Origin of the sequence: Mesorhizobium sp. B1-1-7 (genome assembly GCF_006442705.1) — a bacterium.
GTDB lineage: Bacteria > Pseudomonadota > Alphaproteobacteria > Rhizobiales > Rhizobiaceae > Mesorhizobium > Mesorhizobium opportunistum.
The window spans coordinates 326,632-346,476 of the sequence record NZ_VFWQ01000007.1; the positions used below are offsets into that span (position 1 = coordinate 326,632).

At 59.9% G+C, this 19,845-nt stretch carries 18 protein-coding genes; 9 read left to right on the forward strand and 9 right to left on the reverse strand.

Features of this window, described 5'->3' with window-relative positions; genetic code table 11:
* Nucleotides 1-11 precede the first annotated feature (11 nt).
* On the reverse strand, nt 12-1,160 hold the full coding sequence (locus FJ978_RS14625; protein WP_013893769.1) for a Xaa-Pro peptidase family protein: 1,149 nt from the start codon (nt 1,158-1,160) through the stop codon (nt 12-14).
* 345 nt (nt 1,161-1,505) lie between these two features.
* On the opposite strand from FJ978_RS14625, the gene ehuB reads away from it, so the two are divergent.
* From ehuB to FJ978_RS14650, 5 genes are read left to right on the forward strand one after another with little or no spacing between them, the layout of a single operon-like run.
* A complete protein-coding gene (ehuB, locus tag FJ978_RS14630) occupies nt 1,506-2,375 on the forward strand; it encodes an ectoine/hydroxyectoine ABC transporter substrate-binding protein EhuB (protein ID WP_013893770.1) in 870 nt (289 codons plus the stop codon).
* 52 nt (nt 2,376-2,427) lie between these two features.
* Nucleotides 2,428-3,156, forward strand: a complete 729-nt coding sequence (gene ehuC, locus FJ978_RS14635) for an ectoine/hydroxyectoine ABC transporter permease subunit EhuC (RefSeq protein ID WP_140572668.1) — start codon at nt 2,428-2,430, stop codon at nt 3,154-3,156.
* Nucleotides 3,153-3,812 (forward strand): ectoine/hydroxyectoine ABC transporter permease subunit EhuD, encoded by a 660-nt coding sequence (ehuD, locus tag FJ978_RS14640; protein WP_013893772.1) that lies wholly within the window; start codon nt 3,153-3,155, stop codon nt 3,810-3,812. The genes ehuC and ehuD overlap by 4 nt, the downstream gene beginning before the upstream one ends.
* Nucleotides 3,809-4,588: an ectoine/hydroxyectoine ABC transporter ATP-binding protein EhuA gene (gene ehuA / locus FJ978_RS14645; RefSeq protein ID WP_013893773.1), complete on the forward strand. Its 780-nt coding sequence runs from the start codon at nt 3,809-3,811 to the stop codon at nt 4,586-4,588. Before ehuD ends, ehuA begins: the two co-directional genes overlap by 4 nt.
* Nucleotides 4,585-5,307, forward strand: a complete 723-nt coding sequence (locus tag FJ978_RS14650) for a GntR family transcriptional regulator (protein WP_140572669.1) — start codon at nt 4,585-4,587, stop codon at nt 5,305-5,307. The genes ehuA and FJ978_RS14650 overlap by 4 nt, the downstream gene beginning before the upstream one ends.
* Nucleotides 5,308-5,333: 26 nt before the next feature.
* Here the strand turns inward: FJ978_RS14650 and FJ978_RS14655 are convergent, their stop codons facing one another.
* The 7 genes from FJ978_RS14655 to FJ978_RS14685 form a co-directional block, all read right to left on the reverse strand.
* Nucleotides 5,334-6,524, reverse strand: a complete 1,191-nt coding sequence (locus FJ978_RS14655) for an NADH-quinone oxidoreductase subunit D (RefSeq protein WP_140572670.1) — start codon at nt 6,522-6,524, stop codon at nt 5,334-5,336.
* A 71-nt stretch (nt 6,525-6,595) separates the two neighbouring features.
* The gene (locus FJ978_RS14660) at nt 6,596-6,991 is read right to left on the reverse strand and encodes a hypothetical protein (protein ID WP_140572671.1); all 396 of its coding nucleotides are present in this window, start codon (nt 6,989-6,991) and stop codon (nt 6,596-6,598) included.
* A 128-nt stretch (nt 6,992-7,119) separates the two neighbouring features.
* Nucleotides 7,120-8,706, reverse strand: a complete 1,587-nt coding sequence (locus FJ978_RS14665; protein ID WP_140572672.1) for a DHA2 family efflux MFS transporter permease subunit — start codon at nt 8,704-8,706, stop codon at nt 7,120-7,122.
* 8 nt (nt 8,707-8,714) lie between these two features.
* Nucleotides 8,715-9,908 (reverse strand): HlyD family secretion protein, encoded by a 1,194-nt coding sequence (locus tag FJ978_RS14670; protein ID WP_246678128.1) that lies wholly within the window; start codon nt 9,906-9,908, stop codon nt 8,715-8,717.
* Between the two features lie 104 nt (nt 9,909-10,012).
* Nucleotides 10,013-11,725 (reverse strand): HAD-IIB family hydrolase, encoded by a 1,713-nt coding sequence (locus FJ978_RS14675; RefSeq protein WP_140572674.1) that lies wholly within the window; start codon nt 11,723-11,725, stop codon nt 10,013-10,015.
* Between the two features lie 207 nt (nt 11,726-11,932).
* Nucleotides 11,933-13,051 carry a glycosyltransferase gene (locus FJ978_RS14680; RefSeq protein WP_140572675.1) on the reverse strand — a complete coding sequence of 373 codons (1,119 nt, stop codon included), beginning with the start codon at nt 13,049-13,051 and terminating at the stop codon, nt 11,933-11,935.
* Nucleotides 13,048-14,172 (reverse strand): glycosyltransferase family 1 protein, encoded by a 1,125-nt coding sequence (locus FJ978_RS14685; protein ID WP_140572676.1) that lies wholly within the window; start codon nt 14,170-14,172, stop codon nt 13,048-13,050. Before FJ978_RS14685 ends, FJ978_RS14680 begins: the two co-directional genes overlap by 4 nt.
* 373 nt (nt 14,173-14,545) lie before the next feature.
* Between FJ978_RS14685 and FJ978_RS14690 the strand changes: the two genes are divergently transcribed.
* From FJ978_RS14690 to FJ978_RS14705, 4 genes are all read left to right on the forward strand, one after another.
* A complete protein-coding gene (locus tag FJ978_RS14690) occupies nt 14,546-15,541 on the forward strand; it encodes an FkbM family methyltransferase (protein ID WP_140572677.1) in 996 nt (331 codons plus the stop codon).
* 208 nt (nt 15,542-15,749) lie between these two features.
* On the forward strand, nt 15,750-16,562 hold the full coding sequence (locus tag FJ978_RS14695; RefSeq protein WP_140572678.1) for an ABC transporter permease: 813 nt from the start codon (nt 15,750-15,752) through the stop codon (nt 16,560-16,562).
* A gap of 8 nt (nt 16,563-16,570) precedes the next feature.
* Nucleotides 16,571-17,311 (forward strand): ABC transporter ATP-binding protein, encoded by a 741-nt coding sequence (locus FJ978_RS14700; RefSeq protein WP_140572679.1) that lies wholly within the window; start codon nt 16,571-16,573, stop codon nt 17,309-17,311.
* Between the two features lie 113 nt (nt 17,312-17,424).
* On the forward strand, nt 17,425-18,657 hold the full coding sequence (locus tag FJ978_RS14705) for a glycosyltransferase (RefSeq protein WP_140572680.1): 1,233 nt from the start codon (nt 17,425-17,427) through the stop codon (nt 18,655-18,657).
* A 205-nt stretch (nt 18,658-18,862) separates the two neighbouring features.
* Here the strand turns inward: FJ978_RS14705 and FJ978_RS14710 are convergent, their stop codons facing one another.
* Nucleotides 18,863-19,819 carry a GDP-mannose 4,6-dehydratase gene (locus FJ978_RS14710; RefSeq protein WP_246678129.1) on the reverse strand — a complete coding sequence of 319 codons (957 nt, stop codon included), beginning with the start codon at nt 19,817-19,819 and terminating at the stop codon, nt 18,863-18,865.
* Nucleotides 19,820-19,845: the final 26 nt, after the last annotated feature.

Sequence of the window (19,845 nt, forward strand, 5' to 3'; positions counted from 1 at the left end):
GACGTGCAGGCCTATCGAACGATCGGGCCGGCCGGCGTGCGGGTCAGCACTTCGGCGCCCGCATCGGTCAAAAGCACGGTGTTGGAGACGAAGTCGTCGCCACGGCCGGTGCCCATCAGCCAGGACAGGATGTGGAAGCTCATCCCCGTCTCGATCTCGAGATCGGAATCGTGCCGCAGCCCGGTCACCGAATTGCCGCCGGTCCACGATGGCGGCTGGCCGGCGCCGACAAGATAGCCGCAATGATGGCGGCGATAGTGGGAAAGGCCCGCCTCGTCGGCGACGGCCTGCCAGGCGGCGTAGACATCGCGCGCCTTGGCCCCTGGACGCAGGGCCTTGACGACCGCGTCGAACGCCCTGGCGGTCACTTCTGCCATCGCGGCGTCCTCGTCGCTGATGTGACCGATGCGAACGAGCCGGCCGAGCGGCGCGTGGTAGCGCGAGATGCAGCCGGACAGTTCGACGAAAACCGGCTCGCCCTTGCGATAGATGCCGTCGCCCCATGTCGTATGCTCCTCGCCAAGCCGCGCGGCCGGGCGGATGAACGGGCCGAAGCCCGGCGCATGGCCGCCGGCACGGATCATCGCCGCGACACATTGGGCGGCGACTTCCTGTTCGGCGGCGCCATCCGCGATCGCCGCGATAGCGGCTTGGGCGGCTGCGTCGGTCACCGCGGCGGCCCGCCGCATCAAAACCTGTTCCTCGGTGCTCTTTACCCGCCGCATCCTGTCGACCAGCCCGGAGACGTCGCTCCATTTGGCATCGACCTGCGCCTCCAGGGATACGGCAAGCCCATGGCTCAAGCCTGCCGTCCAGTATTCGAGGCCGATCCGCTTGCCGGGAAGGCTGAGTTCCGCCAGCACCCGCGCGGCAAGATCCGCTGCCGTTTCGCTATCGGAATGGCCGCGGAATTCCGCCGCCGTCACCTGTTTCTCGATGGTTACCCTTTCCATCGAACGGGTGACCAGCACGGGCTTGCCCTCGATCGGGACGATCAGCAGGTGAGGGGCAAAATACCCCCAATGATCGAGCCCGGTGAGATAGAAGACGTTCTCCGGCGAAGCGAAGACCGCGGCATCGAGTTCGCGTTCTGCCAGAGCCTTGCGGATCCTGGCGAGACGGCCGGCGATTTCGGCTTCGGAAAAGGGATTGCGGTCCATCAGGCGTCCTCGTGCTTGCTGTTGCCGGCTTCGTCGCCGGCATGGTCCCTCGACAGGCCAATCGACAACGATGAGTTCGCGCGCCACGTCGCCGGGGCGTTCGTGAGTGCCCCCGGATGGTTCGCGCCCGTCACCTACGCTGTCCACCCCTCGCAGCGGCCAAATTGCCTAAATTGTGCACAACTTGGCAATGAATCATCACGTCAATGTCGAATTTTCAAAGGTTTCTGTGTCTTGGCTTGCACAATCTCTAGGGCAGTTGTATACGTCTGGTCAAGCGCGTTTGAGCCTCGAAGAAGGTCGTTGCGCTGGGAACCATCATCGGTTGTTCAACGGGAGAAAAGTATGCTGAAATCATCGATCTCGCGCCGCATCGTCATGAAGGCGGCCGCCTGTCTTGCGCTTGCCGCCACGTCGCTCGCGTCGCTGCCCGCTCATGCGGAGACCACACTCGAACGGGCCAAGAAGGACGGCTACATCCGAGTCGGCTTCGCCAATGAGGCACCGTTCGGCTTCGCCACGCCCGACGGCAAGCTGACCGGCGAGGCGCCGGAAGTCGCCAAGGCGGTGCTCGCCAAGATGGGCATTCCGCAGGTCGACGGCGTGCTGACCGAATTCGGCTCGCTCATCCCGGGTCTCAAGGCCGGCCGCTTCGACATCATCGCAGCCGGCATGTTCATCAATCCGAAGCGTTGCGCCGAGATCAATTTCTCCGAACCGTCCTACGGCATCGGCCAGGCCATGCTGGTGGTCAAGGGCAATCCCAAGGGCGTGAAGGACTACTCCAGCATCAAGGACAATCCGGACCTCAAGCTCGCTGTCATGGCCGGCGCTGTCGAAGGCGGCTACGCCAAGGACGCGGGTGTTGCCGCGGGGCAGATCGTCTCGTTGCCCGACCAGTCCAGTCTGGTCGCGGCTGTCCAGGCCGGCCGCGCCGACGCCGCCGCACTGACCGCGCTTTCGATCGCCGACATGGCCAAGAAGGCCGACGGCGTGGAATCGACGAAACCATTTGGCGAGGTTAACGGGAAGTCGGTGAAGGGCCATGGCGGCTTCGGCTTCCGCAAGGAAGACACCGATCTGCAAGAGGCCTTCAACGCCGAGCTGAAGAAATTCCTCGGCTCGCCTGAGCATATCGCCCTGGTCGAGCCGCTTGGCTTCGGCAAGGACTACCTGCCGAACAAGACCACCGCCGAGCTCTGCGCCGGCAAATAGGGTCCCAACTGCTGGGCGGCGCCAAGGCGCCGCCCCTTTTTCGGAGACGCAGATGGGAATCCGCACGCTTGTAGCGATGCTGGCGGTTGCACTCGCCGTCATCGGTGTCCTGGCGACACAGCAGGCCTACAGCCTGTTTCTGCCTGGTCTGCTGCAGGGCGCGGTCTTGACGATCGAGATCGCCATCCTTGGCAGCCTGCTCGCCGTCGTCATGGGCGTGCTTGCCGCGCTCGCCCGGCTTTACGGCCCGGCGCCGCTCAGATGGCTGGCAACAGTCTATGTCGAGATCTTTCGCGGCACCTCGGCGCTGGTGCAACTGTTCTGGCTGTTTTTCGTGCTGCCGCAATTCGGCGTCACCCTCGACGCGTTTCTGGTGGCGGTGGTGGCGCTTGGCCTGAACGTCGGCGCCTACGGATCGGAGGTGGTGCGCGGCGCGATCCTGTCGGTCGGTCGCGGCCAGTGGGAGGGATGCACGGCATTGAACATGAGCCGTGCCCAGATGCTGCGGCGGGTTATCCTCCCGCAGGCCTTCGTCGCCATGATCCCGCCTTGGGGCAACCTGTTCATCGAGCTTCTCAAATCGACTTCGTTGGTCTCGCTGATCACGCTCTCCGACCTTGCCTTCAAGGCGCAGCAGATGAACCAGAACACGTTCAAGACCATCCCGATCTTCACGCTCGTCCTGCTGATGTATCTCGTGATGTCGCTGGTCCTCACCATCGGCATGCGGCTGCTCGAACGGCGCGCATCGGCCGGTCTGGCGCGGGGGAAAGCAGCATGATCTGGGACTGGAGCTTCACCCTCGAAATCCTGCCGGTGCTGGCGCAGGCAGCCATCGTTTCGGTGGAGGCGACGCTGATCGGCTTCGTGCTCGCAGCCACCCTCGGCCTGGTGCTGGCCGTCGTGCGCATTGCGGTGCCATGGACCGGCTGGACGATTTCGGTGCTGGTCGAGCTGATCCGTTCGACACCGCTGCTCATCCAGATATTCTTCATCTACTTCGTCTTCCCGAAATTCGGCCTGGTGCTCGATGCCTTCACCGCCGGGGTGCTTGCCATCGGCATCCACTACGCCGCCTATTGCTCCGAGGTCTATCGCGCCGGTTTCGACAACATCCATCGCGGCCAGTGGGAAGCCTCGATCGCGCTCAATCTGTCGGCCTGGACGACGTTCCGCGACATCATCATCCCGCAGGCGATCCCTCCGATCGTTCCGGCGCTCGGCAACTACCTCGTCGCCCTGTTCAAGGAGACGCCGCTGCTTTCGGCTATCGCCGTGATGGAGCTGATGCAGACCGCCAAGATCATCGGTTCCGACACGTTCCGCTACACCGAGCCGATCACGCTGGTCGGCCTGTTCTTCCTTGCCATGAGCCTGGTCTCGGCCGCGCTCATCCGCGCTCTCGAACGCCTGCTCAACCGGAGGTCCACGCGATGACGGAACAACCGATGGTCCGTTTCGAAAATGTTTCGAAACGCTACGGCTCGCTCACCGTTCTCGACGGGCTCAATCTTGAAATCGCGCGTGGCGAAAAAGTCTCGGTCATCGGCCCGTCCGGCTCCGGCAAGACGACGGTGCTGCGCATGCTGATGACGCTGGAGACGATCAATGACGGCGTCATCTGGGTCGAGGGCGAACCGCTGACCCACATGAAGAAGAACGGCAAGCTCGTGCCTGCCGACCTTGCCCATATTCGCCGTATCAGGGCGAAGATCGGCATGGTGTTCCAGTCCTTCAATCTGTTCCCGCATATGACGGCGATGGCCAACTGCATCGAGGCGCCGATGACGGTGCTTGGCATGAAGCGGTCGGATGCCGAGGCGCGCGCGGCCGAGCTGCTGGAACTGGTGGGGCTGGCCCAGAAGAAGGATCACTACCCGTCCCAGTTGTCCGGTGGCCAGCAGCAGCGCGTCGCCATCGCCAGGGCGCTGGCCATGCGGCCCAAGATCATGCTGTTCGACGAGGTCACGTCGGCCCTCGACCCGGAGCTTGTCGGCGAAGTGCTGCAGGTGATAAGGCAGATCGGTCGCGAGCACGATCTGACGATGCTGATGGTCACCCACCAGATGGGTTTCGCCAAGGAGTTTTCCGATCGCGTCTGCTTCTTCTACCAAGGCAAGATTTGCGAACAGGGGCCGCCTAGCGAACTGTTCGGGGCACCCAAGAACGAGCGGACACGGCAATTCCTGCATGCTGTCCTGGAGGCTGGATGACGCTTGAGACAGATGCCACGCTCCTAGCCGTGCCCCTGCGCCCGCTCTCGGCGCGCGAGCGGTTCGAGCGCATCTACCGGATCTTGCGCGACCGCATCTGCCTGCTGGACTATGCTCCGGGAAGCCATCTCTCCGAGGAAGAACTGGCCCAGGAATTCGAGATCAGCCGGACACCGGTTCGACGTGTGCTGGCGCGGCTGGAATCCGAGGGTCTCGTTCAATCCGTCCATGGCGTCGGCACGATCGTCACCGATGTCGATATCGAGGAATTGCAGCAGGTCTACCATCTGAGGCTGGAATTGGCGCTGCTCGTCGGCAAGCTTTCGCCGATCCCGTGCACAGCGGAGGATCTCGATCGGATTAGGGCGCTTATCGCGCGCTGCGACTCCGATATTCTCAACCCCGATCAGCGCGCCTTTCTTCGCCTCAATATGGATTTCTTCTACGAACTCACCGCGATGACCGGCAACCAGCCGCTGCGCGAGATCAGCGAGCGCCTGTATTTTCAGGTCGCGCGGGTCGTCCTGAAGATGATGCCGCAGCTCGGCCTTGTCGAAGAATTCACTGCCTTTCGTCGGGAAATGGAGGAGGTCCTGGCCGCTGCGGAAATCGGAGATTGGGAGTCGATCGGCCATATAAGGCGCGCCCATATCTCGATGAGCTTTCGCCGCATGATGCGCCACGCGGGCGAGATCACCGATTTCGACAAAAATGCGTGATCGGCGGTTCGTGATCGGCGCACCGGTCAGCGATCGATCTCCCCAAACACGATATCGAGCGATCCGATGATCGCTGCAACATCGGCGATCATGTGCCCGCGGGACAGGAAATCCATCGCCTGCAGATGCGCAAAGGACGGCGCGCGGATCTTGCACCGGTAGGGAACATTGCTGCCGTTCGAAACCAGGTAGACGCCGAACTCGCCTTTCGGAGCCTCGACCGCGGCGTAGACCTCTCCGGCCGGCACACGATGCCCTTCCGTGTAAAGTTTGAAATGCTGGATGGTCGCTTCCATTGACCGTTTCATCCGGGCACGCGGCGGCGGCGTGATCTTCTGGTTCGGGATGGCCACGGGCCCCTGGCCTTCCGGCAACCGCAGCTTGTCCAGGCATTGCTTCATGATCCGGACCGATTGGCGCATTTCCTCCATGCGAACGAGGTAGCGATCATAGCAGTCTCCATTCTTGCCGACCGGTATGTCGAAATCCATTTCGGGGTAACATTCGTACGGCTGTGCCTTGCGCAGGTCCCATGACGCCCCCGATCCACGCACCATGACGCCGGAAAAACCCCAGGCCCAGGCATCATCCAGGGAGATGGCGCCGACATCGACATTGCGTTGCTTGAAAATACGACTGCCGGTGAGCAGATCGTCGAGATTTTCGCAGACCTTGAGGAACGGGTCGCAGAAGGCCCAGATGTCGTCGAGAAGCTTCGGAGGCAGGTCCTGATGCACGCCGCCGATCCTGAAATAGTTCGCATGCATGCGGGCGCCGGAGGCACGCTCGTAGAAGACCATCAGCTTCTCGCGCTCCGCAAATCCCCATAGCGGCGGTGTCAGCGCGCCAATATCCATGGCCTGTGTCGTGACATTGAGGAGATGCGACAGAAGCCGGCCGATTTCGCAAAACAGGACGCGGATGAGCTGTCCGCGCTTGGGCACCGATATTTCGAGCAATTTCTCGGCGGCGAGGCAGAAGGCATGCTCCTGGTTCATCGGCGCGACATAGTCGAGCCGATCGAAATAGGGCAGGGCCTGCAGATAGTTCTTGTACTCGATCAGTTTCTCGGTGCCGCGGTGAAGCAGCCCGATATGCGGATCGGCGCGGTCGACGATCTCGCCATCCAGTTCGAGCACCAGCCGAAGAACGCCGTGCGCGGAAGGATGCTGCGGTCCGAAATTGATGGTGAAGTTGCGAACGGCGGCTTCGGCCATGACGGCTCTCTGCAAGTGCGTTTATTGGCAAGTGCGTTTATTGGTTTCGCAGCGTGATTCGGCCGCGCCGCTCAAGTCGTCGTCTGGATGATCAGCGTCAAAGTGCCATCACCATCGATGTTTGCCGCGACGACCTGCGAGGAGTTGAGCCCGTTCGCCCTCAATACCGAGCTTGCCTGAGGCGAAGCATCGATGGAGTTTTGCAGCCGAAGCAAGTCCTTCGCGCTGGTCTGATTGATCACGGCATCCGCCTGTGCCTTGATTTCTGCAGGCAAATCCTCGACCGCGACAACGGCGACGCCGGTGAAATTCAAATCAGGAGAGCCTTGATCGGGCAGCGTCTGCTCCGGTTGGACTTCCCCCTGCGGTGACGTCATCTGGGGGAGCTGCGGCGCGATGGTTTGCCCATGGATGGGCTGAGTGATGACCGCCCCGGAAAGTGCGATGGCTATCGTCAAAATCCGCATGGTCGCTCCTTCATCCTTTCGAGAGACATCGAAAGAAACCCCTATGCCGGGGGGATGGTTCCGCAACTCTGACCACATCGGGACGTTTTTGCCCGGCAAACGTCTGATGGGATTTGGGAGGAATGCGGCTAGCGCTTTCCGGCCTTCGGTGTTGGAGACCGCAGCAGCAGAGCGAGCGGCACGAGGATCGCCGTTGCTACCGCGCAATACCGAAAGACATCGACATAGGCGAGCAGTGAGGCCTGGCGCGCTATCAGCTGCCCGATCCAGCCGATCGCCTGCTGTTTTGCCTCGACCATAGGCGAGCCTTGAGCCACGAAGTGCTCGGTCGCCTGACGCAGCACCTGCTGGTAGGCCGGCGACGACTGTGCCGTGTGGCCGACGAGGTGTGCCTGGTGGAGTTGCGCGTTCTGGGCGATCACCGTGTTGGACAAGGATACGCCGATGCTGCCGCCGATATTGCGGGCGACATTGATCAGCGCCGATGCCTGGTTGGTCTGCTGCGGCGCCAGCCCGACATAGGCCGCGGTCGAAATGGGGATGAACAGGAACGGCAGGCCGATCATCAGGAAAACGCGCGCAAAGGCAAAGAAGCGGAAGCTGGCGTCCGGGGTCAGCGCCGTCATATGCCACAGGGCGATGGCGACAGCGGACATCCCCGCCATGATCAGGTATTTGGGTTGGACGATGCTGCCGGCAAATCCGGAAATCGGCATGAGTATCAGCATGGCGATGCCACCCGGCATCATCGAGAGGCCCGATAGTGTCGCCGTATAGTCGAAGGCGGTCTGCTGCAGCTGCGGCATCAGCTGCGTGGTGCTGAACAGCACCGCGCCCACGGCCATCATCACCAGGAACGACGTACCGAACTGGCGGCTGAACAGCAAGCGGATGTCGACGACCGGATCGCGGTGGTTGAACTCCCAGGGGATCAGCAGCAGGAACGAGATCGCCGAAATCACCGCGAAGGTCGTGATGAAGGCCGACGCGAACCAATCGTTGCGTTGGCCCTCGTCGAGAAAGATTTCGAGGCAGCCAAGCGCGGTGGCGACCAGAACGAACCCGACCCAGTCTATTCTGAGGCCGCCCTTTAGCCGCTCCAGGCGTTCGCGTTCAAGCACATCCGGTTCCACGACCAGCCACTGCACCAAGGCCAATGACATGATGCCGAACGGGACGTTGATGAAGAAGATCCAATGCCAGGAGAAATGATCGGTCAGCCAGCCGCCGATGGTCGGCCCCACCGTCGGCGCGACGATGACGGCGATGCCGTAGAGCGCGAACGCCTGAGAGCGTTTTTCGGGCGGGAAGGTGTCGGCGAGAATCGACTGTTCGCTGGGCGCCATGCCACCGCCGCCGAGGCCCTGCAGGATCCTGAAGACGATCAGCAGTTCCAGGTTGGGCGCAAGCCCGCACAGCAGCGATGCGATGGTGAAGGTCGCCACGCAAAGCATGTAGTAACGCTTGCGGCCGATGACGCTGGCCAGCCAGCCGCTGACCGGGATGATCACCGAATTCGCCACCAGATAGGTGGTGATCACCCAGGTGCTTTCATCCATACCGGCCGCCAGGCTGCCGGCGATGTTGCGCAGCGCTACGTTGGCGATGGAGGTGTCGAGCACCAGCATGAAGGTGGCGATCGAGACGACGATTGCAATCAGCCAGGGATTGCGCCCACCGGCGGCGGATCTGCTTTCGCTTTGCGCGCCGGCCATCTCGCCACTCACCGCACCTTGACGGTCGGCACCACCGACAGGCCCGGTCCCAGCAGCACGCCCGGCGGTTTGTCGAAGACGATCTTGACCGGCACGCGCTGCACGACCTTGACGAAGTTGCCGGTGGCATTCTCGGCCGGCAGCAGGCTGAAGGCGGTGCCGCTGCCCGCCTGGATACTGTCGACGCGGCCATGGAAGGATTTTTCAGGATAGGCGTCGATGTCGATGTCGACCGGCTGTCCAGGCCGCATCAGATCGAGCTGCGTTTCCTTGAAATTGGCCTTCACCCAGACCTCGTCGGGAACGAACATCATCAGCACCTGGCCGGGCTGGGCATAGGTGCCCTGGCCAACCGAGATGCTGGTTGCACGCCCGGCAACCGGCGCGGTGATTGTGGTGCGCGACAGCGTGGTGTGCGCCTGGTCCTGGCTCGCCTTGGCTTGGTTGAGCTTGGCTTCGGCGCTCTTGCCCTGCGCCTGCAGGACCACGATCTGGCTCTTGGCGGCAGCCGCGTTGGCTTGGGCGCTGTCGAGAGCAGCCTGATCCTGGCGCAGCGTTGAAGCGGCCTGCTGGGCCTGCTGCTGCGTGGCCGTACCCTTGGCCAGGAGCTCGCGGTTGCGCTGGTCCTCGGCCTTGGCGAAATCGAGCGCGGCCTGGGCCTGGGCCACCTGTTTCTGCGCGGCGTCGATCTTTGCGTTCTGTGCTTCGATCTGGGCTTTGACGTCGGCAATCTCGGCCTGTGCCGCGGCCACGCCTGCGTCTGCCTGTTTGAGGTTAGCCTGATAGTCGGCGTCGTCGATGCGCAACAGGATATCGCCCGCCTTGACCGGCTGGTTGTCCGTTACGGCGACGTCGGTGACGCGGCCTGATATCTCGGCGCCGATCGTCACCGTCCGGGCGTCGATGAAGGCGTCATCGGTCGATTCATACTGGCGGGCGTTCAGCCACCACATGACGAGCCCCGCCGCGACCAGCAGCAGGACAATCAGGATGGCGATGGACAGGTAGGGACGCCGCCGCGGGAGGCTCAGCAGGCCAGGCTTCGCCTGCCCTGCGTTCTTGTCGCCCGCCTCATTCTCCGGGGCGTCGGTTCGCGCCTCAGCCCCTTTGCGTTTGGGCGATGGGCCTGGCTTCGTCCGGCTCGAAGCTTCGCGCTTTTTGTACGTTTCATCCGGTTCTTTTGTCTGGGTTTTCGCGTCCACGGGAAAACTCTCGAGCAAAGGGTGCCGCCCGCTTTGTGGAGCCGAGTCAACGGCAGCTGGCCATAAAAGTTCCTGACGAAGGGTGCGACGGGCGCATTGCAGGTCTATTCTTCAGGTGCGGTGGCGGGGGCGGTGTAGCGGCGGCGCACGGCATCGAGCACCTGCTTGCGGCTCTCCTCGGCCGACAGCGTTTTGTCCTTCTCCGCTTCGGCGGTTTCGCGCGCCAGGTCCTTGTCCCTGATCTGGTTGCGGAACCATTTGGAATAGTCGCCGGCACGCAAGTGAAACTCCCAGGTCCTGTCGTCTATGCCTTCGGCGATCTGGGCGAAAATCATCAGATTGTGAGCCCTGAGGTTCATTGCATCGTCTGGGCCGTGGAAATAGAAGCTGCCCGCCTCATCGAGCTGGCCTTCGGCATATTTGCGGCTGTGCCGCTTCAGCGATTGGCGCGGCTCGACGACCTTGACCGTGGCGATTTTCTTGCGTTTCTGGGGCCGCCAGAACAACACGCGCTCGCCCTTGGGCGAGGACATGTCCTTTGGCGGGTCGATGCCGATCTCGCGGCAGAAGACCTTCACGACGTTCTTCGCCTTGGGGCCAAGGGCAACAATGGCTGTTACCAGCCGCAGCGCATCGGTCGAGATCGCTTCGGGATGGACCGTGATCAAGACCGTGCCCGGCAATTCCAGTGACAGGACCGCACGCGTATCTTCGCGCCGCTTGGGAAGAAGATGGTGCGCTTCATCGATGACCAGCCAGTGCGGTCTGGCCGTCCGGCGGCGGAAACTGCCGAGGTCGGGCAAAAGGTCGGCAAAGAAGTCCGGCCGCTCGTTGACGCGCAGCGCCAGCCCGTTGACGACGACATTGCTGTCGGCCTTGGCGATCAAGTCCAGCACTTGCGCTTTTGTCGGTGCGCTTGATCCATCGCCCATCCGGACGGCGCCCTCGAGGCCGTCATAGTCGCCCTCGGGATCGAACACGCAGAATTGAAATCCGCTCTCGACGAAGCGTTCCGTCAGCGCTGTGGCCAAGGTGGATTTGCCGATGCCCGAACTGCCGGCGATCAGCACCGTATCGGTCGGCGACAAATAGACATCGTCGCCGGCGGCCGATCCCAAAACAATGCCGTCATGCCGTCTCGAAACGATCTCGTGATCGTGTTTGATCAGTTTGTCGACCAGTTGCTCGACGCCCTTGCCGCGTGCGCCTGGCATGACCAGATCGGCGGTGTTCTTGACGGCGGGAATCGCGTTGTCCACGGCGACGCTGCAGCCGCAAGCTTGCAGGAAGGCATGGTCGTTTTCGGCGTCGCCGACGCCGACGACATTGTGTGGCGAGAGCCGAAGATCCTGAAGCGCGACGATCAGCCCGGTGGCCTTGTTGATGCCGCTCGGCAGAACCATCACCGCGCCCTTGTTGAAGATGATTTCGAGCTCCAGGCCGGTCTCCTTGATGACGTCGAGCACTGTCGCCTGATGCGGCTCCCATGTCGCCACGATCGAGCGCCCCACCGAAAGCGGCTTGACGCCGAGCTTCTTCAGCCGGGCGACGAATTTGGGATCCGGCGCGGGCGAGATCGCCCGCTCTTCCTCGCTTGCCGGCGTGTAGATCAAGGCGCCATTTTCAGCGACTACCTTGTCGAACAGGCTGACTTCGGGAAAGACGCGTTTGAGATCGGGCAGTTCGCGCCCGGTGACCAGAACCAGCTTGCGGCCGCTCTTCTTGAAGCGCTCCAGGGCAGCGAGCGTTTTCTTGGAGACGATGCCGTCATGCGCCAGCGTGCCATCGTAGTCAGTCGCCAGGGCGATGAAGTACATTCTGCCCCCCTTTCATCGTTGCCAGGTTGCGTTGAACTCAGGCTAGAACGAATGATCGGGATAAAGGCTCCCTGGGTCGCGGCAAGCCCCCCCGGAAGCAGGGTAGGGGCGGTGGCGTAGAGGCATAGCCGATTGGCCCGTCTGGAACTCGAGCTGGCATTCGCGGTGACAGAGAGCCGGCGCAAGCGGCGGCGCTCGGCACCTCATTCAGCGTTGATGGTTGTCGAGTCGATGATAGAGATCGGCGTATGCTTCTCCCATTCTGTCAGCCGTAAAGAGGCGAACGTAGCGATCTCGGGCAGCTCGCCCCAAGTCCACCGCCTCGTCAGGTGAGTCGACGAACTGGTTGATCGCTTCGGCAAGTCGTTCCGGATCGGAAGGCGGAACAACAAGCCCGGTCTCACCGGCCGCGTTGACATAACTCGTTCCAGTTCCAATCTCACACGAAATCATCGGCTTGCCGCACATTGCTGCTTCGACCAACGAAAGCCCATAGGCTTCCGACCTCTGGTTTGAAGGAAAAACGAACCCGAGGCAGTTGTGGAGGAGCGCCATTTTTTGCGGCTCCGAAACCTCGCCAAGGAAAATCACTTTGTCACGCCGCAGCGTCTTGGCCTGGAGTCTGAGTTCCTGCTCGATCGGCCCCGAACCAGCGATCACTATCTTGCATCGAACCTTGTCGGCTGCCTGGATGAGTACATCCAGCCCCTTGTAGTAGCGCAGGACGCCGACGAACAGCACGAAAGGCCCTTCTACTGCCGACCGGCACCAACTGTTGTCGGCCTCGTCTGGCGTCGGGTAAGCTTGTTCATCGATGCCAATGGGAATGACCGTCGATTTGGCCCCGAAGGCCTTGAGAACAGGGCTCGATCTCAAATAGTCGGGGGATGTCGCAACGACCGCGCCGACGTCCTTCAGGAAGCGCAGCATCAGTGGTCGATAAAAAGGCAGCAGCAGCCTCTGTTTGACGATGTCGGAATGATAGGTGACGACTGTCGGTTTGCCGTGACGGGCATGGAAATGCACCAGGTCCATGAACGGCCATGGAAAATGATAATGGATGAGGTCGGCGCTTTCAGCGACCTCTGCGAACTTCCGAAAGACCCCGCGCGAAAACCCCGTTGATGCTAGCTCGAAATCCAGCCGGGCTTTCTGGGCCATGTGCCCATCAAGGCGCTGGGTATTCTCGTCCGGAGCGCGGCTCAATGAGAGCACCTCCGTTTCGACGCCGTGGCGCGCGGTGCTTTGAGCAATGGCGTGTATCGTTCGCTCCACCCCGCCAAAGGAGTCCGGCCAGTATGTCTTGAAGAAGTGCAGGACTTTCAAGCGTTGCTCTTCCGCCTTTGCGCGATGGCCTGTCCAAAAATCTGAAGCATGCCCTTGGCGTGATTCTCCCAGGTGAAGCGCCCGGCATTCTCCTTGGCGTCCGCAGCGATGCCCTGTCGGAATTCCACATCGACACAGAACCGGTTGAATGCAGCGGCGATTGCCACGGGATTATTCGGGTCGACAAGGACGGCATTGTCCGCGGCGACTTCCGGCATGGACGACGTGTTCGACGTCAGCACCGGCTTGCCGAAAGACTGTGCCTCGACGATCGGAAAACCAAACCCTTCGTAGAGAGATGGCATCGCCAGAAACAGGCAATTGGCATAAAGCGTGGCGAGCGTCCTGTCATCGACGAACCCGGTAAACCTGATATTCGCCTCGAGCCCGCCGGCGCGCACCATATCGGCAAGGCCCGTCTGTTTCCACCCCGAGCCGCCGACGATGACCAGATCGCAGCCGGACCGGGTGCCCGCCGGCAACAGGCCATAGGCCTCTATCAGATTGCCGAGGTTCTTCCGGGGCTCGACCGTGCCGACAAAGAGCGCATAGGGCCTGGTGATGCCGAGCGGCTCCAGGCTCGAAACATCACCGGGGGCCGGCAGCGCGACCGTGCCGGGATAAACTGTCCTGACCGGCGATTTCAGCCAGGGGAATTCGCTCTTCAGTGCGGCGGCCGTGGCTGCCGAATCAGCAATCACGACATCAGCTGCCTTCAGCGCGGGTTTCATCAGCAACCTGTCGCCCACCCAGGTCCGGGTTCGCATCGTCTGTGCGGCATGCAGCCAGACGAGGTCGTGGATGGTGACCACACGCCCGATGCCGCTGGCGAGGGCGAAGGGCAAACGATGCGAAGGCCCCCAGAACACGTCGACACGGTCGCGCCGGGCCAAGGTGGGCAGCACGACCTGGCCCCAGAAGGTTCGGGCGACAGGCCCCCTGAAGTTGGCGATCCGCACGCAAACGCCACGCGGAATGTCGTAATCCGCATTGATCTTGCCGGGCGCATAGACAACCACATCGGCGTCGAGAGCCGCCAACGCCTTGACGGCATTGTGAACGAACCGGCCGATGCCATCGGTTGCCGACCCGAGGTTTCTGCCATCGATGCCGATTCTCAAGGGAAGCTCCGGAGGCAAACTAGGCAATGGCTCCCGCACATTTTAGGCCGATGCAGAGACAACGCTTCGAAGGGGCGCTCAAGCGACAAAGCATTGTAAAGTAACGCTAATATACATTTCGTGAGCTCCATGGTTGGAACGGGAAAAAGGGGCTTTCCCTGCAGGAAAACGCTTGCGCCTCGGCGTGATGGTGGTAGATGCACCGAGCGTCAGGTCCCTGATTTGAGAGCAAGCTGCTACCAAAGCTAATTATCCAGATCCCTTGCAATAAGGAAGCTGAAACGCTCGCGATAGCGCTGAACACTGGGAACCGCAACTGATTGTGGCCTGAACGAATGACTGGCCATCCATGGCGAACTGAGAAAGGCTGGGAATGACTGATGACAACTGGAAGCGGTCGAAGCCGACGGTTGAGGATGTGCGCCTCGCTTATCTGATGCTGCTCGGACGAGAACCTGAAGACGAAACGGCTCTCCGAAATGGCATTGAGTTCTATGGAACGCTCAATACGCTGCGAAATTCTATGGCGACGTCCGATGAAGGCAAGCGCGCTTTGCTCGCTTTACTCAGTCCTTCTTTCTCAGATTCCAGGGTCAAATTCCACTCCGGGCGCGGCTTTGATATCTGGCTGGAATTACAGGATAACGGTGTAAGCGCTCCGATTTTCCTGAAAGGTAGATTCGAGCCTTACATAGAACACTTCATCGAAGATCGGTTTGATACAAATACGACTTTTGTCGACGTCGGCGCCAATGTCGGCTGGTTTACAATGATCGCCGCCGCTTTGATCGCCAACAGCCAAGGCGTCGGGCAGGTCATATCTTTCGAAGCAAATCCTCAGACAGCGGAGCTGCTCCAGGCTACCGTCCAATCTTCGAGCTTTGCCGATTTCATCGAGGTCCACGCACTCGCCGTTAGCAACGAAGTCGCTTCGGTCTGGATAGAAAACCCAGACGACGGCAACATTGCCGGAGCGTCGCTGTCATTCGGCGGGATGCGCCGGACTTCACGGCATCCGGCTTCCGCTGTCTTATCGGCTCCGCTCGATCAGATCTTAGCCGACCACCCGCAGCGAATTAGCCTGATTAAGATTGACGTGGAGGGCGCTGAACCGCGCGTGATTGAAGGCGCGCGCGCAATCATTGATCGACACCGACCGGCGTTGCTGATGGAGTTCAATGCAGAAGCTCTGGCAATGGTATCCGATAGTACCCCGACGAAATTGGCAAAACAGGTCGAACGGCTCGGCTACGCTCTCATTGATTTCCGCGGCGACGGTGTTCGATGTCCCGTTGATAGGGTCGAAACATTAGTTCGAGAAAACGGCGGCTACTACGACCTGCTCGCAATGATCGAAGGAAAGTCATGAATCGCAAGCCAATCATGGCGATGCTGAGCACCTCACGGGACGTGCGCGGAGTGCGGAGATGCCGTTGGCTTTTGCGGAACGTGTCCACCTCCTCAACGTGACTGCCATCTGTTTTTTGTCCGCAAGGTTGATGGCAGGGGCATAATTAGATATCGAGCCACATCGATGGGGATCCAGGCAGTGACGACATGAAAGGAAGCAATCTCCATTGACACCGCCATCGAGTACCAATTCTTTTAGCGAGGCTTTGGCCGACGTGGCTGCAGCGGTAGATAGTCATCACCTAGCCACGACTTTCAGTTGGCAGGATGTGGCGCAGCGCTATCGACGCTCACGGATCGGAGCGTTTTGGCTGACAATCAACATGGGCGTGTTGATCAGCGTGCTCGGGCTCATTTTTGGCACACTCTTCCGGGCTCCCACACGGGACTTCCTTCCCTATATTTGCGCCAGCATCATTTTCTGGGGGTTCATTTCCAGCTCGATTAGCGAGGGGTGCACTGCCTTCATCAGCGCGGAGGGAATCATCCTGCAAGTGCGTATGCCTCTGTTCATCCATGTGTTGCGGACGCTCTACCGCAATGCCATCATACTCGGCCATAACATCGTGATTTATCCGTTTGTCCTATTCGCCGTTGGACGCGTCCCCACCTGGCACCTACTCATGGCTGCACCAGGATTTTTCCTCGTGGTGCTTAACTTGCTTTGGATCATGCTTGTTCTCGGCGTGGTCTGCGCGCGCTACCGGGATATGACACAAGTAATGCAAAACCTTCTTCAGGTTGTCATGTATGCGACCCCCATCGTGTGGATGCCACAGACGCTTCCAGAAGGCGCTTCTCAGCTTCTGCTTAAACTAAATCCGTTCTATCACCTCGTCACGATTGTGAGGGCTCCGCTGCTGGGCGAATTCCCGAGCGCGACCAACTGGGTGGTTTGCGTGGCCCTCGCGATAGTCGGGTGGGTGATTGCTATGTTCTTCTTCGGTCGCTACCGTCATCGTATTCCTTACTGGCTCTGAAACATCCCATGACCTCGATCACATTAACGGGTGTTTCCGTCGAATTTCCGGTGTTCAACGCCGCAAGTCGCTCTCTCAAAAACAGAATCCTCAGCGTGGCCACGGGAGGCGCCATCGACCGACGAGGAGATGGCCACGTCATCGTGCGTGGTTTAGAGGACGTTAGTTTTTCGCTGAAGGAAGGTGACAGGGTAGGTCTGGTGGGCCATAACGGCGCCGGCAAAACCACGCTTCTTCGTGTGTTGTCTGGCATTTATCGTCCGACCAGCGGGTCAGCGGTTGTCTGCGGCGATTGTGTCTCTCTTATTAGCATCTCGCTAGGGATCGACCCCGAGGCTACGGGTCGCGAGAATATTTGGCTTCGCGCGGCCATGATGGGAATGAGACGGGAAGAATTACGGGAGCGTTATGACGACATTGCCGAATTCACGGGGCTCGGAGATTTTCTGGATATGCCATTCCGGACCTATTCATCCGGAATGCAGCTCCGTTTAGCCTTCTCCACGTCAACGTCGATCCGACCTGAAATCCTTATCATGGATGAATGGCTTTCGACGGGTGATGAAGATTTCAAACACAAAGCCGACAAGCGGCTCCGCGAGATCGTTGATAAAACAAAGATACTTATCCTTGCTAGCCACTCGAAGGAACTGCTTGAGAATAATTGCAACCGAATCCTCTGGATGGAACATGGACGTGTGCGGATGGATGGCTCGCCGCAGGAAGTGCTAGCAGCCTATTTCGGTTGACATCGTACTCAACTATTTACGTCATCGAAATCCGGAATGGGGCTTTGGGGCAGCCAGTGTAACTTTAAGCGACAGCCTGAGCTGTCGCTTAACAACGAAGGGTAACCACTACATTGAAGTCAATTGCTCTGCTGACAACATGGGAGGAGGTGTGTGGCATTGCTCACTATTCGGCCTTCTTAAAGCGCGCCCTTGATCCGCACGCTAATATCACGGTCATTCCTACGCCCCGCGAGATCATCCACGGCGCGAAGACCAAGCTGGAAATGCGTGCTGCTGACGATCTGATCAATGATATCGCCGGCCAGGTGAAAAACTTCGATGTCACGTGCATCCAATACGAACCGGGCCTGTATGGCCGCAACGGACAACAGTCTGTCGCACGTGTCAGAAAGATCATCTCGGCGTCGAAGGACGTGGTGATGTCGTTTCATCACTTTCCACGTTATAACCGCTTGTCGTGGCCGGAAATCATTCGACCGCTAAACCCAAAAGCCACGCTGCAGAATCTGTTAGGCGATGTACTGACCACGCGTCGCGAAGCTCTTTGGAACGGTCTATGGCGAGCCTTGGTTGCTCACGCTGCCAAAGGGTATCGCGTCACTGCCATTGCTCATACGAAGGCAGATGCCCGCTATCTCCGCTTGAATATGCCGAGTGTCCAAGTTTTGGATAACCCTCTCTGCTACATGGATGATGATTTTATCACGAACATCCCCATGCTTGCCAATTCATCTTCACTGGCCAAACTGACACCAACGCCAAAAACGGACACCCGCTATATCGGAGTGTTTGGGTTCTTCGATTTCTACAAGGGGTTTGAAACGCCGATCCTGGCACTGAAGCAATTGCCGCCGAATTACCAATTGCTTATGTTTAGCGGTGTGCACGGATCGGCGCTCACCCCGGGGCAAGGGATTGCTCCCTATCTCCAATCGCTGATCAAATTGGTAGAGAAACGAAAACTGTTGTCTCGCGTGCATTTCATAGGCTCGGTTTCGGACGATGATATGCTGCTGGGTATGACGATGTGCGATGCGGTGGTAATCCCCTACATTAATTCGCAGCACACGGGTTCGGGTCCAGCCTCTCAGGCGATCGAGTTATCCCGCCCCACGTACGTATCGCGCAACCGGCAGTTCGGCGAACTCGCCAAATACTACCCCGACAATTTCGAATTTTTTGACATCGGGAATCATATAGAGTTGGCTCAGAAGATATTACGTCACCCCCCTGGTCGAGACTTCGTAGTCAATGGAATTCGTATGGTTGAATACCCGCGCAAGCCAAGATCCGTCACCATTAACGATACCGTTGCAAACTATCTCAACGGCTTTGGCGTCTAATGGATGTTCGGTATGCTGAGCTCGGCGCCATGGTGCAACCGAATTATACGTTCATTAGGCCCGAATTAGTGTAGAGAGCGACTCGCTGCATGAAGCGGCGGGTCTCTTCGCCCTGGACCTCGGATGATCAACCGCAGTTTTCGCTGTACAGTTCGCTTGGCTCTTAGGAATGTCTAATCTGCAAAGGCCTGCTGAAGGGACCACATCAGGATAGTGGTGGCTTGGCGCTACACATCCGCTGCCAATACCCCAGAACGTCCCCGAGCGTCTGTTCGAATGGCACCAGAGGCGTCCAATTCAGCCTGTCGCGTGCCTTTGTCGCATTACCCGAGGCGACAGGGATATCGTTCGGACGCAGTTTTTCCGGATCGGCACGCACCTCGATATCGATACCCGACTGCGCGACGAGCATATCCAATATGTCCCGGATTTTCCGCGGTTGTCCGGAGGCGATGTTATAGACATGGTGCGGTCCGTCAGCCAGATCCATGGTCGCGGACCTCGCGTAGGCGCGCACCACATCGCGAACATCCAGGAAGTCGCGCTCGGCTTCAAGATTGCCGACATGAATGACCGGCTTGCTCTTGCCCGACACGATTTCGGCGACCTGGCGCGCAAAGGCCGAGACCACGTAGGTATCGGACTGGCCCGGGCCTGTATGGTTGAACGGGCGAAAGCGGATGGCGCGCAGGCCGTCATAAGCCATCTGGCCGATCATCAGGTCCGCGGCCGCCTTGGTGGCGGCGTAGACGTTCATAGGTCGAAGCGGCACGCTTTCCGTCACCGGGCCGGACATGTCGAGGAAAGAAGCGCCGTAGGCCTCCGAACTCCCAACATAAACGAACCGGGCATTCGGCGCGTGGCGCAGCACGGATTCGGCAAGATTCATCGTTCCCGTAACATTGACGTTCCAGGCATGTCGTGGCGCGTTGCGTGCGTCGGAAGGCGCTGCGACCGCCGCCAAATGGATGAGCGCGGTGGGCTTTATCTCGCCGACAGCGCTGTCAATCGCCTCCCGGTCCAAGAGGTCGATCGCGTTTCGCTGCCCTTCGCCATGGCCTAACGCGAACACCTTGCAGTCAACGTATTCCCGCTCCAGCAACTGCGACAGTGCCGTGCCAACAAATCCGTTAGCCCCGGTTATCAGGATGCGATGGGTCAATCTACCGACCATGTTTGGCAAAGGGC